Source organism: Stenotrophomonas sp. I18B00994, assembly GCF_014145825.1.
GTDB lineage: Bacteria > Pseudomonadota > Gammaproteobacteria > Xanthomonadales > Xanthomonadaceae > Stenotrophomonas > Stenotrophomonas maltophilia.
In genome coordinates, this window is sequence record NZ_JACIUW010000013.1 from 76694 (window position 1) to 91026 (window position 14333).

A 14333-nucleotide genomic window follows, 5' to 3' on the forward strand; every position below is an offset into this window, starting at 1 on the left:
GGCAGGACTTCCAGTTCGGTCGGACTGCCGGCGAATCTAGCAGCGCGCGCGTGCACGTTGGATGCAGGCGCACGCGCTGGTGCAGCAGTGTTCAGGCCGTCGCTCAGGCCTGTTCGTCCAGGTGGAAGGCATCGGCATCGAGCATCGCCGGGAAACGCGCGCGGTGTGCGGCCAGCGCCTCGGCCGAGATGGTGGTGGTGACCACCTGTTCGCGTTCGCGGATTTCCACCTGCGGCTGGCCCAGGAAATCCAGCACCGCGCTGTCGCCTGCGTAGTGCAGCTGGTTGCCATCGACGCCGACGCGGTTCACCGCCGCCACGAAGCACAGGTTCTCGATCGCCCGCGCACGCAGCAGGGTCTTCCACGCATAGGCGCGCGCCGACGGCCAGTTGGCGACGAAGATCTGCAGGTCGAAATCCAGCTGCTGCGGACGCTCCACGTTGTAGCGGTTGCGGCAGAACACCGGGAAACGCAGGTCGTAACAGACCTGCGGATTGATCCGCCAGCCCTTCCATTCCACGCTCAGGCGGTCGCGACCGGCGGCATAGCGCTCGTGCTCGCCGCCGTAACGGAACAGGTGGCGCTTGTCGTAGTACTGCAGGTCGCCATCGGGCGTGGCGAACAGCAGGCGGTTGTAGACGCCCTCGCCGTCGCGCAGCTGCACGCTGCCGATCACCGCCGCGTTCAAGGTCCTGGCCTGTTCACGCACCCAGGCCACGGTCGGGCCGTCCATGCCTTCGGCCTGGGCAATGGCGTCGTTGGAGAAACCACTGGTGAAGGTCTCCGGCAGGATCACCAGGTCGGTGGTGCCGGCCAGCGGTGCCAGCAGCGCGCCGTAGTAGGCGCGGTTGCCGGCCGGATCGTGCCAGCGGGTGTCGCCCTGGACGAGGGAAATGCGCAGGTCCTGCATGTTCACGCCTCCGCTCAGAGCAGGCGCAGGCGTTCGATCGCCGCGTCCATCGTTGCTTCGTTCTTGGCAAAGCACAGGCGCACCAGGCGCTGGCCGGCCGGCGGGTTTTCGTAGAACGGCGACAGCGGGATCGCGGTCACGCCCTTCTCGATGGTCAGCCACTTCACGAACTCATGGTCCGGCAGGTCGCTGATGGCCGAGTAGTCGACCAGCTGGAAGTAGCCGCCGGGGACCGGCAGCGCCTTCAGGCGGGTGCCGGCCAGCTGCTCGCGGAAACGGTCGCGCTTGGCCTGGTAGAACGCGCCCAGCTCCAGGTGGTGTTCGGGTTCGTCGCGGATCATCGCGGCGAAGCCGTACTGCGCCGGGCCGAAGCTGGTGAAGGTGTTGTACTGGTGCACCTTGCGGAACTCGGCGGTCAGTGCCGGCGGTGCGATCGCATAGCCGATCTTCCAGCCGGTGCAGTGATAGGTCTTGCCGAAGCTGGAGATGACGAACGCGCGCTCGCGCAGTTCCGGGTAGCGCAGCGCCGATTCATGGCGGCGGCCGTCGTAGATGATGTGTTCGTACACCTCATCGGAGATCAGATAGATCTGCGTGCCACGCAGCAGCTCGGCCAGTGCCTGCATGTCCTGCGCCGACAGCATCGCGCCGGACGGGTTGTGCGGGGTGTTGACGATCAGCATGCGGGTGCGCGGGGTGATCGCCGCACGCACGCGGTCCCAGTCGACCGCGAAGGTCTGCGGATCCAGCGACACATGCACGGCCTTGGCACCGGCCAGGTCGATCGCCGGTTCATAGCTGTCATACGCCGGGTCGAGCACGATCACTTCCTCGCCGGCACGCACCACGGCGTGGATGGCGTTGAAGATGGCCTCGGTACCGCCACTGGTGACGGTGATCTCGCTGTCCGCATCGACCTGCGCGCCGTAGCAGTCCAGCGCCTTCTGCGCGATGGCCTGGCGCAGCGGCGCCACGCCGGTCATCGGCGGGTACTGGTTCAGCCCGGCGGCCATCGCCCTGGCGGTTTCGTCGATCAGGCGCTGCGGCGCCGAAAAGTCCGGGAAACCCTGGCCCAGGTTGACTGCGCCGTGTTCGGCGGCGAGCTGGGACATCACGGTGAAGATCGTGGTACCGACCTTGGGCAGCTTGGTGTTCGGTTGCATCGGCCTGGGCTGTGGGGGAACAGGCCTGCGAGTTTACGCAATCCGCGCGTCGGTAGTGCCGGCCGCTGGCCGGCACCCCTGGGACGATCTGCGGCGCCGGGTCGCATCTGCCGGCCAGCGGCCGGCACTACCATCGGCATTCACCGCTACAATTGCCATCGCACTCCGGCATGAAGACCCTGCCCCTTGAACACCCCTGCATTGCTGGCCGCCAGCGGCCTGAGCTTCTCCCGCAATGACGAGCCGGTGTTCGGCCCGCTGGACTTCCATGTGGACGCCGGCGAAGCCCTGCTGGTGCAGGGCGGCAATGGCGCCGGCAAGACCACCCTGCTGCGCGTGCTGGCCGGCCTGGCCCGGCCCGGCGCCGGCCAGGTGCGGATCGACGGCAAGCCGGCGAGCAATGCCGAACGTGCACGCTACGTGGCCTACCTCAGCCATCTGCCGGCCCTGAAGCCAGACCTGGACACGCTGGAGAACCTGCACTTCCTGTGCGGCCTGCATGGACGGCGTGCGCGGCAGATGCCCGGCAACGCGCTGGCCATCGTGGGCCTGGCCGGTTATGAGGACACCCTCGTTCGGCATCTGTCCGCCGGGCAGAAGCGGCGGCTGGCACTGGCACGCATCTGGCTGTCGCCAGCGCCGCTGTGGCTGCTGGACGAGCCCTATGCCAACCTCGACCTGGAGGGCATCACCCTGGTCAACCGGATGATCTCGGCGCACCTGCGTGCCGGCGGCGCTGCGCTGGTCACCACCCATGGCGCCTACGCCGCACCGCCGGTGCGTACCCGCCAGCTCGACCTCGGCGGTGCCGCATGATCGCGCCGGGTACCGAACCAGGCCTGTGGCAGACCGCAGGCGCCCTGCTCAAGCGCGACCTGCGCCTGCTCTGGCGCCGCCGTGGCGATGCGCTGCAACCACTGCTGTTCGCGGTGCTGGTAGTGGTGCTGTTCGCGCTGGCCCAAGGCCGCGAACCACAGCTGCTGGCCGCCACCGCGGGCGCGGTGCTGTGGCTGGCCGTGCTGCTGGCGGGACAGCTGTCGCTGGATTCACTGTTCCGTTCCGACGCCGAAGATGGCTCGCTGGAACAGTGGCTGCTGGCGCCGGTGCCGCTGGCCTGGCTGGTGCTGGTGCGCGTGCTCCTGCACTGGGCGACCACTGCGCTGCCGCTGATCGTGGTCAGCCCGCTGTTGGCCGAAATGCTGCATCTGCCGCATGACCAGCTGCCGATGTTGCTGGCATCGTTGCTGCTGGGAACGCCGTTGCTGAGCCTGATCGGTGGCGTGGTCGCCGCACTGACCGTTGGCATCCGACGCTCTGGTATTCTCGTGGCGCTGCTGTCGCTGCCGCTGTACGTGCCGGTGCTTGTGTTCGGCGCCGGCAGCCTGGCGGCAGCCGGACGCGGGCAGGATCCGGTCGGTGCGCTGCTGATGCTGGGCGCTGGCCTGCTGCTCGCGCTGGTGCTGGCTCCGCTGGCCACTGCCGCTGCAATACGTATTTCTCTGAGTTGACCGAGCTGAGAGCCAATCCACCCCTGCTGGATAACCGCCACGCATGAATCCGATTGTCCGCTGGTTCCACCAACTCGGTTCGCCTCCCACGTTCGACCGTTTCGCTGCCCGCTGGTCGCGGGTGTTCTACCTCGCGGCGGTGCCGGTGCTGCTGGTCGGCATGTGGCAGGCGCTGCTGGTGGTGCCGCCGGAAGCCAAGCAGCTGGACAGCTTCCGCATCCTCTACATCCACGTGCCCAGTGCCTGGATGAGCCTGTTCGTGTTCGCGCTGATGGCGCTGTATGCCGCCATCGCGCTGATCTGGCGGATCAAGGTCTGCGAGATCCTGGCCATGGCCTGTGCACCGATGGGCGCCGGTTTCACCCTGATCACCCTGCTGACCGGCAGCATCTGGGGCAAGGGCACCTGGGGCACCTGGTGGGACTGGGACCCGCGCATGACCAGCGAACTGGTACTGCTGTTCCTGTACCTGGGCGTGATCGGCCTGTACCACGCCATCGAGGACCGCCGCAGCGCCGCGCGCGCCGCTGGCCTGCTGGCCATTGTAGGTGTCAGCCTGCTGCCGGTGATCCGCTATTCGGTGGACTGGTGGGGTGGCCTGCACCAGCGCCAGTCGATCAACGTGTTCGGTGAATCGGCAATCAGCAGCGCGATGATCGCGCCGCTGTGGTGGATGGTGATCGGCACCAAGTTCTGGTTCGCCGGTTCGGTGCTGGCCAAGGCCCGCGCCGACAATCTCGACCGCGAGGCCGGCAAGGCCTGGGTCGGCGGCCGTGTCGATGCCGCGCGCGCCTCACGGGAGGCCCAGCCATGACCCACCTGCCCTATGTGATCGGCGCCTACGCCGTATTCGTGCTGGTACTCAGCGCCGATGCCCTCGGTTCGTGGCTGCGCCTGCGCGTGGCACGCCGGCTGGCGCTGGCCCGCCAGCAGCGGCAGCAGACCCGCGCCGGCAGGCGGGACGCAGCTGCGCCGCTGTCGACGGAGCTGGAACGATGACCCCGGTACAGCGTCGCCGCTTGGCATGGGTGCTGCTGGCCCTGCTCGCCTCCGGGCTGGCCACTGCGCTGGTGGCGATGGCACTGGAGCGCAACATCGCCTATCTGTACACGCCTTCGGAAGTGCTGCGCGGTGATGTCGATGCGCAGTCGCGCTTCCGCTTGGGCGGCATGGTGGTGAAGGGCTCCTTCAATCGGCCGGTCGGCTCGCTGGAAGCACGTTTCGAAGTGACCGACGGCGACGCGCAGCTGGCAGTGACCACCTCGCGGATCCTGCCAGACATGTTCGCCGAAGGCACGGCGGTGGTCGCCAGCGGCCGCCTGCAGGACGGCACCTTCGTCGCCGACGAAGTGCTGGCCAAGCACGATGAGAAGTACGTGCCGAAGGAAGTGGCCGACAAGATGGGCGATGCCCACCGCAAGCACGATGTGCCGGTGACGGCCCCCGAGGTGCGCTGAGTGCTGCCCGAACTGGGTCAGATCCTGCTGATGTGCGCATTGCTGGCCTCGCTGCTGCAGGCCGGCCTGCCGCTGGTCGGCGCACATCGCAACAACACGGCATGGATGGCGGTGGCACGGCCAGCCGCGTTCGCGCAGCTGCTGCTGCTCGCCGGCGCGTTCGCGGTGCTGACCGCCGCGTTCGTGCAGCAGGATTTCTCAGTGCGCTACGTGGCCGAGAACTCCAATTCGCTGCTTCCGATGATCTACCGCTATTCGGCGGTCTGGGGCGCGCATGAAGGCTCACTGCTGATGTGGGCGCTGGTGCTGGCATTGTGGACCGGCGCGGTGGCGCTGTTCTCCCGGCACCTGCCGGCACCGGTGCAGGCGCGCGTACTGGCGGTGATGGGCATCGTCAGCGTCGGCTTCCTCGCCTTCCTGATATTTACTTCCAACCCGTTCCTGCGCCTGAACCCGGCGCCGCTGGAAGGGCGCGATCTCAACCCACTGCTGCAGGACCCGGGGCTGATCATCCATCCACCGATGCTGTACATCGGTTACGTGGGTTTCGCCGTTCCGTTCGCATTCGCGGTGGCGGCGCTGCTGGAAGGTCGCGTGGATGCGCGCTGGCTGCGCTGGACGCGACCCTGGACCAACGTCGCCTGGGGCTTCCTGACCCTGGGCATCGCGCTGGGCAGCTGGTGGGCCTACTACGAGCTGGGCTGGGGTGGCTGGTGGTTCTGGGACCCGGTGGAAAATGCCAGCTTCATGCCCTGGCTGGTCGGCGCGGCACTGATCCATTCGCAGGCGGTCACTGAGAAGCGCGGCACCTTCGGCAGCTGGACCCTGCTGCTGGCGATCGCCGCCTTCGCGCTGTCGCTGCTGGGCACCTTCCTGGTGCGCTCCGGTGTGCTGACCAGCGTGCATTCGTTCGCCGCCGATCCCTCGCGCGGCCTGTTCATCCTGGTGTTCCTGTCGGTGCTGGTCGGCGGCAGCCTGCTGCTGTACGCGCTGCGCGCCAGCCAGCTGAGCGTGGACGCCGACGACCCGCGCCGTGGCTTCACCGCCACCTCGCGCGAGACCCTGCTGCTGGCCAACAACCTGCTGCTGGCCACGGCCTGCGCGATGGTGCTGCTCGGCACGCTGTATCCGTTGCTGGCCGATGCGCTGTCGCTGGGCAAGATCTCGGTCGGCCCGCCCTACTTCGGCAGCCTGTTCCTGCTGCTGATGGCGCCAATGATCCTGCTGCTGCCGTTCGGCCCGCTGGTGAAATGGCAGCGTGACCAGCCCTCGCGCGCCTTCGCGCTGCTGGCACCGTGGCTGGGCCTGGCGCTGCTGCTGGGCGCGATGGCCTGGTGGCAGGCGCCGCAGAACGGCTGGAAGGCCGGCATCGGCGTGGCCGCTGCGGCCTGGGTCGCACTCGGTACCGTACGCTTCGTCTGGCAGCGGCTGCGCGGCAACGGCCGCTTCACCGCCGAAATGCTCGGCATGATCGTTGCCCACGCCGGCATCGCCGTGTTCCTGGCCGGCGCGCTGCTGGTGGAAGCCTTGAACGTGCAGCGCGAAGTGGCGCTGGCCCCGGGCCAGCAGCTGGTGGTCGGTCGCCACGAAGTGCGCTTCGAGGGCGTGGACCATCGCGAAGGCCCCAATTTCATCGCCGACCGCGGTCACCTGCGGGTGTTCCGCAACGGCCGCGAACTGGCCCTGCTGCACCCGGAGAAGCGCCAGTACGCCAGCGGCGGCCAGGTGATGACCGAGGCCGGCATCGATGCACGCTTCGACGGCGATGTCTACGTGGCATTGGGCGAGCCGCTGGGCAACAATGCATGGGCGGTACGGGTGCACATCAAGCCGTTCGTGCGCTGGATCTGGCTGGGCGCGCTGCTGATGGCCCTGGGCGGATTCATCGCCGCCGCCGACCGCCGTTTCCGTCGTCCGTAGGAGTTTCCATGTCCGAGTCCCCCGCCCCGCGCCCCTCCCGCCCGCTGCCGCCGGTAGCCATCGTGATCGGCGTGCTGTTCTTCTTCGGCCTGCTCGGGCTGATGATCTACGGGGTTATGAAATCGGGTGATCCGCAGCGCGACGTGCTGCCATCGGCGCTGATCGACAAGCCGGCGCCAGCATTCGCGCTGCCGGTGCTGCACGACCCGGAAATGATCGTGCACAGCGACGAACTGCGTGGCGCGCCGTACCTGTTGAACGTGTGGGGCAGCTGGTGCGCGGCCTGCCGCGAGGAGCACCCGGTGCTGACCCGTTTCGCCGAGAGCAAGCGCGTACGTGTGATCGGCTACAACTGGAAGGATGAACCGACCGATGCCCTGCATTGGCTGGAACAGCTGGGCAACCCGTTCATGGTCGTGCTCAGCGACGTGGAAGGCCGCACTGCGATCGACTGGGGCGTGACCGCCGCACCGGAAACCTTCCTTGTCGACGGCAGCGGCATCGTGCGCTGGAAGTACAGCGGTGCGATGACCCAGCGCGTGGTCGACGAGAAGCTGATCCCGGCGCTGGAGAAGATCGAGAAGGCCCAGGGCAATGCCGGCAGCACGTTGCACACGGCGCCCTGAGCCCATGCGCTGGCTGCTGGCGCTGCTGCTCCTGATGCTGCCGCTGGCCGCGCTGGCACAGCAGCCGCTGCATGATCCGCAGCCGCTGCAGTTCCGCGATGGCGCCGAAGAACGCCGCTTCCACGACCTGGCCGCGCAGCTGCGCTGCGTGCAGTGCCAGAACCAGTCGCTGGCCGATTCCAACGCGCAGATCGCGCAGGACCTGCGCCGCGAGGTGCTGCAGCTGATGCAGCAGGGCCACGACGACGCGCAGATCAAGCAGTTCCTGGTCGCGCGCTACGGTGAGTTCGTGCTCTATCAGCCACCGTTGCAGCCGGGCACCTGGCTGCTGTGGGGCGGTCCCCTGCTGATGCTCGGTGCGGGTGCTCTGGTGGTGCTGGGCATCGTCCGCCGCCGTGGCCGTACGGTTGGCGCCGCAGCGGCCGGCAAGGCCGATGAAGGAGACGGATGGTGAGCCATTGGCTGCCGATGCTGGCCGGTCTGGTTGCTGCGTTGATGGCAGTGCTGGTGCTGTGGCCGCTGCGCCACTCTGGCCGCCGCGGCTTCGTGGTCGGCGTACTCGCACTGGGCGTGGCCGGTGCCTGCCTGTACCTGCTGGTCGGTGATCCGCGTGCAGCACAGGTGCAACCGACGCCTTCGGTAGCCACCCTGCGCGATGGCGTGCAGGCCCTGCAGGATGCACTGGAGCGTGACCCACAGCGGGCCGATGGCTGGGCACTGCTGGGCCGGTCGCAGGCCGAACTGGGCAACGCCGCAGCCGCGGCGGACGCCTTCGCACGTGCCGCCGCTCTCGCCCCGGAAGACCCCGGCGTGCTGGTGGAAGCGGCGCAGGCACGTGCGCAGGCCGATGCCGGCAAGCAGTTCGATGACACCGCGATGGCCTGGTTGCAACAGGCGCGTGCACAGGCACCCGATGCCGAGCGCGCCAGCTGGCTGCTGGGCATCGCCCTGCGCCAGCGCGGAAAGAATGCCGAGGCCGCGGATGTGTGGAGCGGCCTGCTGCCACGGCTTGAGCCCGGCGCCGCGCAGGCGCTGCAGGCGCAGATCGCCATCGCCCGTGAAGCCGCCGGTCAGCCGTCCGATGCAGCCGTTGCGGCGCCACCGGCGCTGTTGCAGGTGCGCGTGCAGTTGCCTACGTTGAAGGGCACCGAGTGGCCGGCCAGCACCCAGGTATTCGTGCTGGCCCGCGCCGTGGGTGGACCGCCGATGCCGGTGGCCGCACGCAAGCTGCCCTTGGCCGGATTCCCGGCCACGGTCGGGCTGGGTGACGCTGACAGCCCGATGCCAACCGCACCGCTCTCGGCCCATCGCGAAGTGGAAGTGCTGGCACGCATCTCGCGCACCGGCAGCGCCAACCGCAGCGAGGATGACCTGCAGAGCGTGCCGGTGAAGGTGAGCCTGCCCCACGACGGTGTTGTGGAGCTGCGCTTCCCGTAACGCGCCGCGGTAGTGCCGGCCGCTGGCCGGCAACCTCATGAATCGTGATGCGCCTGCGAGGTTGCCGGCCAGCGGCCGGCACTACCTGCATCGCCGATGGAAACCAGCGTGTCGCCAGCTCCACATGCGGCCCCGCTAGAATGCCTGCATGACCGAATTCATCCCGCCCGGCACCCGCTTCCACGCCCTGCCCTCGCCCTTCCCGTTCAAGCGCGGCGGCGCCCTGCACGGCGCGCGCGTGGCCTATGAGACCTGGGGAACACTGGCGGCCGACGCCAGCAACGCGATCCTGATCGTGACCGGCCTCTCGCCGGATGCACACGCGGCAGCCAACGACGCCAACCCGGCAGCGGGCTGGTGGGAAGGCATGGTCGGACCCGGCGAGGCGATCGATACCGACCGCTGGTTCGTGGTCTGCGTGAACTCGCTGGGCAGCTGCAAGGGCTCGACCGGTCCGGCCTCGCTCAACCCGGCAACCAGCCAACCGTATCGTCTCGACTTCCCCGAGCTGTCGATCGAAGACGGCGCGCGCGCCGCGATCGAAGTCGTGCGCGCCCTGGGCATCGAACAGCTTGCCTGCGTGGTCGGCAATTCGATGGGCGGCATGACCGCGTTGGCCGTGCTGATGCTGCACCCGGGCATTGCGCGCAGCCACGTCAACATTTCCGGCAGCGCGCAGGCGCTGCCGTTCTCCATCGCGATCCGCTCGCTGCAGCGCGAAGCGATCCGCCTTGATCCACGCTGGAATGGTGGCCACTACGACGACGACGCGTATCCCGAGTCCGGCATGCGCATGGCGCGCAAGCTGGGCGTGATCACCTACCGTTCGGCACTGGAATGGGATGGCCGCTTTGGCCGCGTGCGGCTGGATTCGGACCAGACCGACGACGATCCGTTCGGCCTCGAATTCCAGGTGGAAAGTTACCTGGAAGGCCACGCACGGCGCTTCGTGCGTTTCTTCGACCCCAACTGCTATCTGTACCTGAGCCGCTCGATGGACTGGTTCGACCTGGCCGAGTACGCCGATGGCGATGTGCTGGCCGGGCTGGCGAAGATCCGGGTGGAGAAGGCGCTGGCGATCGGCGCCAACACCGACATCCTGTTCCCGGTGCAGCAGCAGCAGCAGGTCGCCGATGGCCTGCGTGCCGGAGGCGCTGACGCCCATTTCATCGGATTGGAGTCACCGCAGGGTCACGACGCCTTCCTGGTCGACTTCGATCGTTTCGGCCCCGCCGTGCGCGGCTTCCTCGACGCGCTGTAATGGCTTGGCGGCGCAACCTGGCGCTCGCCGCGTTCGGCGCGTTGATCGCGCTGATGGTCAGCGGTGTGCTGCCGCTGTGGCTGGGTGGCTGGTGCGTGCTGGCCAGCGCGGTGTCGTTCGCGCTGTACGGCCAGGACAAGCGCGCGGCGCAGCGAAAGCAGTGGCGCATTCCCGAACGCACCCTGCAGCTGCTGGCCTTTGCCGGTGGCTGGCCGGGCGCGCTGCTGGGCCAGGCGCTGTTCCGCCACAAGCACCGCAAGGCCGCATTCCAGGGGGTGTTCTGGTTGTGCGTGCTGGCCAACGTGGCCTCGATCGCGGTACTGCTGCGCGAGTTCTCGCGGTAACCCTCGCAATCGGTAGTGCCGGCCGCTGGCCGGCAATTCCGTGTCCGTATCAAGCGCCATGAGGTTGCCGGCCAGCGGCCGGCACTACCGGTTCACGCTTCGCGTACCAGAGCCCCGTCGCGCAACCGGTACTGCGCATCAACCACGCCTTCGGGCAGGTCGTCGTGGGTGATCATCAACAGGCTGCGCCCGTCCAGCAAACCGGAAAGGTCCTGCAGCAGCGCGCGTGCGGTATCCACGTCGAGGCCTTCGGTCGGTTCGTCCAGCAACAGGATCGGCGCATTGCGCAGCAGTGCACGGGCCAACGCCAACCGCCGCGCCTGCCCGGCCGACATCGTCGCGCCGTTCTCGCCCACCCAGGCCTGCAGGCCGCCGTTGCGCTCGGCCCATTCGCCCAGGCGCACGCGGCGCAGCACCGCCCACAACGCGGCGTCGCTGGCATCGGGATCACCCAACCGCAGGTTCTCGGCCACGCTGCCGGCAAACACCGGCGCGTTCTGCGGCAGCCACGCCAGTTGCCGGTGCCAGTCGGCCTGGGCGAAATCACGCAGGTCGCGGCCACCGTAGGTCAGCCGTCCCTGCTGCGGATCCCACAACCGCAGCAGCAGGCTCGACAGCGTGGTCTTGCCGCTGCCGCTGTCTCCACGGATGGCGATGCGTTCGCCTGGCGCCAGGGTCAGCTGCAGGCCGGACAACACCGGCCGCGCGCCGCCTGGCCATTGGAAATGCACGTCATCCCAATGCACGCGCGCAGCCGGCGGCACCACCTGTGGCGCCTGCGGATCGTCCACCGTCGGCGGTTGCTCGACGATCGCCTGCAGGCGATCGGCGGCAATGCGCCCGGACTGCAGCGACTGCCAGGCCAGGCCCATGCCGGCCCACAGCTCGACCAGCGCCACGGTGAGGAACACCAAACCTGCGGCCATTTCCGGTGCGATGCGCTGCTGCTCGGCCGCGTGCAGGGCCAACGCCAGCATCGCCACCAGGCCCAGCCCCGCCACCAGGCCGTGCAGGGTCGAGGCCGCGATCAGGCGCCAGCGGCGGCGGCGGTCACGCGAGGCCAGCTGCTTGGCTGCCACGCGCACCTTCAGCTGCCACGCTGCATCGGCATGCAGCGCGGCCAGGTCACCCGCACCTTCCAGCCCTTCGAATGCGGCGGTACGCAATGCGGCACGATGCGCGGCACGGTCGGCCTCTTCGTCGTCATGGCCACGCACGCCCAGCCACCGCACGCCGAAGGCGATCAGCAGCGCCAGCACCGCCAGCAGCACCGCAGCCGACGGCAGGATCAGTGCTGCCGAAACGATCGCGACCAGCGACAATCCGCCCAACGCCACCAGCGGCCCGATCGCACGCACCAGCAGGCCGTCCACTTCACCAATGTCGCCGAGCAGGCGCGCCAGAAGGTCGCCGGTGCGCGTAGCCCCCAACCGTGCGGGTGCCAGCGGCAACGCGCGGCGGAAGAACCACACGCGCAGGTCACGGGCGATGCGCAGCGTGGCGTCGTGGCCGACCAGCTTCTCGAAGTAGCGCGACACGATGCGCGCCATCGTCAGCCCGCGTATACCCGCGGACGGTGAGAAGAAGTTGAAGCCTTGGCCGAGGCCGGCCGCCCCAGCCAACGCGGCGGCGGTGAGGAAGCCACCGGACAGGCCAAGCAATGCGGTGCCGGCCAGCATGGTGGTCCACAGCAGCAGCACGGTCAGCAGCAGGCGCGGCCGATGGCGCAGGAACACCGCGCGCAGCGAATCAGGCGAACGGCTCATGCGCGCACCGCCTGTGCCGGTTCGACCAGGCGCCCTTCCGGCAGCAGCAGGCAGCGGTCGGCCCAGGCGATCACCGCCGGGCTGTGGGTGGCGACCACCACACTGCGACCCCGCGCATAGGCAGCCAGGCTGCGCAGCAGTGCGGCCTCGGTATCGGCGTCGAGAAACGCGGTGGGTTCGTCCAGCAGCAGGACCTGCGGGTCGCGCAGCAACAACCGGGCCAGGCCGATACGACGGGCTTCGCCGCCGGACAGGCCGAAGCCACGTTCGCCGATCACCGTGTCCAGGCCCTGTGGCAGGCGCTGCGCGAACTGCAGCACCTGCGCGGCCTCGGCCACCGCACGAAGACGCGCATCGCTGGCACCCGGATCGGCCAGCCGCAGGTTGTCGGCAATGCTGCCGTGGAACAGGTAGGGGCGCTGGCTGGCATAGGCCACCTGCACACCGGGACGCAGCTGCAGCTTGCCGGCGCGCGGCGGCAGCCAGCCGGCCAGCGCTTCCAGCAGAGTGCTTTTACCGGAACCGCTGGGACCAACCAGGGCCAGGCGCTGGCCCGGCTCCAGCCGCAGGTCCAGATCCTGCAGCACATCCTGCGGCGCGCCCAGCGGGCGCAGCACCAGCCCTTGTGCCTGCAGCGGCGGCAAGGCGGCCTCGGCCGGCTCCACCGCCAGCGGTGCAACCTCGTTCTCGACCAGGCCCTGCTCATCGGGCAGCGACTGCAGCAGGCGCTCCACTTCGGCGGCGGCGGCCAGTGCATTGGCGCGATCATGGTAGTGCGCGGCCAGCCGTCGCAGCGGCGCATAGAATTCCGGTGCCAGCAGCAGGCAGAACAGCCCCGCACCCAGCGTCGGCACCGCTGCATGCAGCGACATCATGCCCAGATAGCTCAGGCCCAGGTACAGCGCCACCATCGCCACGCTCACCGAGGCGAAGAATTCCAGCACCGTGGACGACAGGAAGGCAATCCGCAGCACCTTCAGCGTGCGCACGCGCACGCCTTCAGCGGCAGCCTCGATACCCTCCAGCTCGGCGTCACCGCGGCCATACAGGCGTAGCAGGCCCAGGCCCTTGATGCGGTCGGCGAAATGGCCGCTCATGCGTGCCAGCTCATCCAGCTGCGCACGGCCGGCCGCTTCGGCGCCCCAGCCCACCAGCATCATGAAGAACGGCACCAGTGGCGCGGTGAACAGCAGGATCAGCGCCACCACCCAGTCCACCCAGGCCACCGCGGCCAGGATCAGCAGCGGCACCACCACCACTTCAGTGCGCACCGGCAGGAAGCCGCTGTAATAGCTCTCGATCGCATCACCGTGATGCAGCATCAGTTCACCCAGTTCGCCGGTGCGGCGCTGCCGCAGCCACAGTGGGCCGTGGCCCAGCAGGCGTGCGAACACGCGTTCGCGCAATGCCAGGCGTGCGGCGTCGGCCACGTCACCGGCGGCGGCCTGGGTGGCGCTGCCCAGCAGGGTGCGCAGCACCAGGATCACCGCCAATCCCGCCAGCACCGGCAGGCCAGAGGCCAGCGGCACGCGCTCCACCAGCACCTGCTGCACCAGCCAGGCGATGGCGGCAGCCTGGCCGATCAACAGTGCGCCGGACAGGCTGATGCACAGCGCGGCCAGGCGCTGGCGGCCCCGGGCGGAGCGTGCCAGGTCGGCCAGCCAGGCCGTGCGCACACGCCGCTGGCGGGCGGTTTCAGCTTCCGGGGACAGGCCGTCAGGGGTCGTTTCGGCAGCGCTCAAGAGGTCTTCACGGGCAACGGGGGAGACACGGCATTGTAGGCGCAGGCAATAGCCCGCCCCTGCGGCCGGCGGTCGCAGTCTTCATCAGGTTGGCATACGATCAACCGGGGCACCTGTTCATACATTGATCTGGATCAAGGCTGTTTGAAGTAGTCGGTCACATCATTCACGTCGTAGACCACCCTTCCCGCCACCTGCA

The 14333-nt window shown here is 68.7% G+C and carries 15 protein-coding genes; 11 read left to right on the top strand and 4 right to left on the bottom strand.

Annotation, left to right across the window (positions count from 1 at the left end; translation table 11 throughout):
* Positions 1-103: 103 nt before the first annotated feature.
* Positions 104-910 carry an amidohydrolase gene (locus H4O10_RS15145; protein ID WP_032966922.1) on the bottom strand — a complete coding sequence of 269 codons (807 nt, stop codon included), beginning with the start codon at positions 908-910 and terminating at the stop codon, positions 104-106.
* A gap of 14 nt (positions 911-924) precedes the next feature.
* Positions 925-2073, bottom strand: coding sequence for a pyridoxal phosphate-dependent aminotransferase (locus H4O10_RS15150; RefSeq protein WP_049454327.1), 1149 nt, complete (start codon positions 2071-2073; stop codon positions 925-927).
* A gap of 186 nt (positions 2074-2259) precedes the next feature.
* Here H4O10_RS15150 and ccmA point away from each other — a divergent pair, with 186 nt between their 5' ends.
* The 11 genes from ccmA (at position 2260) to H4O10_RS15205 (ending at position 10626) form a co-directional block, all read left to right on the top strand.
* Positions 2260-2889: a heme ABC exporter ATP-binding protein CcmA gene (gene ccmA / locus H4O10_RS15155; protein WP_005413987.1), complete on the top strand. Its 630-nt coding sequence runs from the start codon at positions 2260-2262 to the stop codon at positions 2887-2889.
* The gene (gene ccmB / locus H4O10_RS15160; protein WP_005410340.1) at positions 2886-3581 is read left to right on the top strand and encodes a heme exporter protein CcmB; all 696 of its coding nucleotides are present in this window, start codon (positions 2886-2888) and stop codon (positions 3579-3581) included. The genes ccmA and ccmB overlap by 4 nt, the downstream gene beginning before the upstream one ends.
* Before the next feature lie 43 nt (positions 3582-3624).
* Entirely contained in the window at positions 3625-4395 is a 771-nt protein-coding gene (gene ccmC / locus H4O10_RS15165) for a heme ABC transporter permease CcmC (protein ID WP_033832945.1), read from the top strand.
* Positions 4392-4580 carry a heme exporter protein CcmD gene (locus H4O10_RS15170; RefSeq protein ID WP_033832946.1) on the top strand — a complete coding sequence of 63 codons (189 nt, stop codon included), beginning with the start codon at positions 4392-4394 and terminating at the stop codon, positions 4578-4580. The genes ccmC and H4O10_RS15170 overlap by 4 nt, the downstream gene beginning before the upstream one ends.
* Positions 4577-5038, top strand: coding sequence for a cytochrome c maturation protein CcmE (gene ccmE / locus H4O10_RS15175; protein ID WP_005410343.1), 462 nt, complete (start codon positions 4577-4579; stop codon positions 5036-5038). The genes H4O10_RS15170 and ccmE overlap by 4 nt, the downstream gene beginning before the upstream one ends.
* Positions 5039-6958 carry a heme lyase CcmF/NrfE family subunit gene (locus H4O10_RS15180; protein ID WP_049454325.1) on the top strand — a complete coding sequence of 640 codons (1920 nt, stop codon included), beginning with the start codon at positions 5039-5041 and terminating at the stop codon, positions 6956-6958.
* An 8-nt stretch (positions 6959-6966) separates the two neighbouring features.
* Positions 6967-7584 (top strand): DsbE family thiol:disulfide interchange protein, encoded by a 618-nt coding sequence (locus H4O10_RS15185; RefSeq protein ID WP_005410345.1) that lies wholly within the window; start codon positions 6967-6969, stop codon positions 7582-7584.
* Between the two features lie 4 nt (positions 7585-7588).
* The gene (locus H4O10_RS15190; protein WP_005413991.1) at positions 7589-8038 is read left to right on the top strand and encodes a cytochrome c-type biogenesis protein; all 450 of its coding nucleotides are present in this window, start codon (positions 7589-7591) and stop codon (positions 8036-8038) included.
* Positions 8032-9021, top strand: a complete 990-nt coding sequence (locus tag H4O10_RS15195; protein WP_049454324.1) for a cytochrome c biogenesis protein — start codon at positions 8032-8034, stop codon at positions 9019-9021. The genes H4O10_RS15190 and H4O10_RS15195 overlap by 7 nt, the downstream gene beginning before the upstream one ends.
* Before the next feature lie 148 nt (positions 9022-9169).
* Positions 9170-10282 (top strand): homoserine O-acetyltransferase, encoded by a 1113-nt coding sequence (locus tag H4O10_RS15200; RefSeq protein ID WP_049454323.1) that lies wholly within the window; start codon positions 9170-9172, stop codon positions 10280-10282.
* The gene (locus tag H4O10_RS15205) at positions 10282-10626 is read left to right on the top strand and encodes a DUF1294 domain-containing protein (protein WP_049454321.1); all 345 of its coding nucleotides are present in this window, start codon (positions 10282-10284) and stop codon (positions 10624-10626) included. The genes H4O10_RS15200 and H4O10_RS15205 overlap by 1 nt, the downstream gene beginning before the upstream one ends.
* 92 nt (positions 10627-10718) lie before the next feature.
* Here the strand turns inward: H4O10_RS15205 and cydC are convergent, their stop codons facing one another.
* Entirely contained in the window at positions 10719-12392 is a 1674-nt protein-coding gene (cydC, locus tag H4O10_RS15210) for a thiol reductant ABC exporter subunit CydC (protein WP_049454319.1), read from the bottom strand.
* Positions 12389-14134, bottom strand: coding sequence for a thiol reductant ABC exporter subunit CydD (cydD, locus tag H4O10_RS15215; protein WP_033832951.1), 1746 nt, complete (start codon positions 14132-14134; stop codon positions 12389-12391). The genes cydC and cydD overlap by 4 nt, the downstream gene beginning before the upstream one ends.
* Positions 14135-14333: the final 199 nt, after the last annotated feature.

What these genes read in the sequence shown, in the direction of transcription:
- H4O10_RS15145 (WP_032966922.1), bottom strand. Translation starts at nt 910, where the DNA reads ATGCAGGACCTGCGCATTTCCCTCGTCCAGGGCGACACCCGCTGGCAC.
- H4O10_RS15150 (WP_049454327.1), bottom strand. Translation starts at nt 2,073, where the DNA reads ATGCAACCGAACACCAAGCTGCCCAAGGTCGGTACCACGATCTTCACC.
- ccmB (WP_005410340.1), top strand. Translation starts at nt 2,886, where the DNA reads ATGATCGCGCCGGGTACCGAACCAGGCCTGTGGCAGACCGCAGGCGCC.
- ccmC (WP_033832945.1), top strand. Translation starts at nt 3,625, where the DNA reads ATGAATCCGATTGTCCGCTGGTTCCACCAACTCGGTTCGCCTCCCACG.
- H4O10_RS15170 (WP_033832946.1), top strand. Translation starts at nt 4,392, where the DNA reads ATGACCCACCTGCCCTATGTGATCGGCGCCTACGCCGTATTCGTGCTG.
- ccmE (WP_005410343.1), top strand. Translation starts at nt 4,577, where the DNA reads ATGACCCCGGTACAGCGTCGCCGCTTGGCATGGGTGCTGCTGGCCCTG.
- H4O10_RS15185 (WP_005410345.1), top strand. Translation starts at nt 6,967, where the DNA reads ATGTCCGAGTCCCCCGCCCCGCGCCCCTCCCGCCCGCTGCCGCCGGTA.
- H4O10_RS15190 (WP_005413991.1), top strand. Translation starts at nt 7,589, where the DNA reads ATGCGCTGGCTGCTGGCGCTGCTGCTCCTGATGCTGCCGCTGGCCGCG.
- H4O10_RS15195 (WP_049454324.1), top strand. Translation starts at nt 8,032, where the DNA reads ATGGTGAGCCATTGGCTGCCGATGCTGGCCGGTCTGGTTGCTGCGTTG.
- H4O10_RS15200 (WP_049454323.1), top strand. Translation starts at nt 9,170, where the DNA reads ATGACCGAATTCATCCCGCCCGGCACCCGCTTCCACGCCCTGCCCTCG.
- H4O10_RS15205 (WP_049454321.1), top strand. Translation starts at nt 10,282, where the DNA reads ATGGCTTGGCGGCGCAACCTGGCGCTCGCCGCGTTCGGCGCGTTGATC.
- cydC (WP_049454319.1), bottom strand. Translation starts at nt 12,392, where the DNA reads ATGAGCCGTTCGCCTGATTCGCTGCGCGCGGTGTTCCTGCGCCATCGG.